We start from the raw sequence: 805 nt of genomic DNA, 5'->3' as shown, positions 1-805 counted from the left end.
GTCCGGATCGCAGTCTGCAACTCGACTGCGTGAAGTCGGAATCGCTAGTAATCGCGAATCAGAATGTCGCGGTGAATACGTTCCCGGGCCTTGTACACACCGCCCGTCACACCATGGGAGTGGGTTGCACCAGAAGTAGCTAGTCTAACCTTCGGGAGGACGGTTACCACGGTGTGATTCATGACTGGGGTGAAGTCGTAACAAGGTAGCCGTAGGGGAACCTGCGGCTGGATCACCTCCTTAATCGACGACATCAGCTGCTCCATAAGCTCCCACACGAATTGCTTGATTCATTGAARAAGACGACAAAGTTAATTCCAGTTCAGGAAGATGGCTTTTCTTTTTTAAAGTTTAGAAATGAGCATTCCATCGAGTGATGGTGAATGTTGATTTCTAGTCTTTGGCTAGATCGTTCTTTAAAAATTTGGGTATGTGATAGAAAGATAGACTGAACGTTACTTTCACTGGTAACGGATCAGGCTAAGGTAAAATTTGTGAGTTAAATTGCGAATTTTCGGCGAATGTCGTCTTCACAGTATAACCAGATTGCTTGGGGTTATATGGTCAAGTGAAGAAGCGCATACGGTGGATGCCTTGGCAGTCAGAGGCGATGAAAGACGTGGTAGCCTGCGAAAAGCTTCGGGGAGTCGGCAAACAGACTTTGATCCGGAGATGTCTGAATGGGGGAACCCAGCCATCATAAGATGGTTATCTTAAGCTGAATACATAGGCTTAAGAGGCGAACCAGGGGAACTGAAACATCTAAGTACCCTGAGGAAAAGAAATCAACCGAGATTCCCTTAGT

Annotated in this window: 2 rRNA genes; both read left to right on the top strand. The window is 46.6% G+C overall.

The features are described from left to right. Window positions 1-243 (top strand): 16S ribosomal RNA (locus EAH74_RS32925); the annotation flags it as partial. Window positions 244-562: 319 nt separating this feature from the next. Then, a 23S ribosomal RNA gene (locus EAH74_RS32920) occupies window positions 563-805 on the top strand; the annotation flags it as partial.

It is taken from the genome of Pseudomonas mandelii (assembly GCF_006438925.1).
Lineage (GTDB): Bacteria > Pseudomonadota > Gammaproteobacteria > Pseudomonadales > Pseudomonadaceae > Aquipseudomonas > Aquipseudomonas mandelii_C.
The sequence above is the reverse complement of the archived record's forward strand: the minus strand, read 5'-3'. Positions and strand labels throughout refer to the sequence as shown.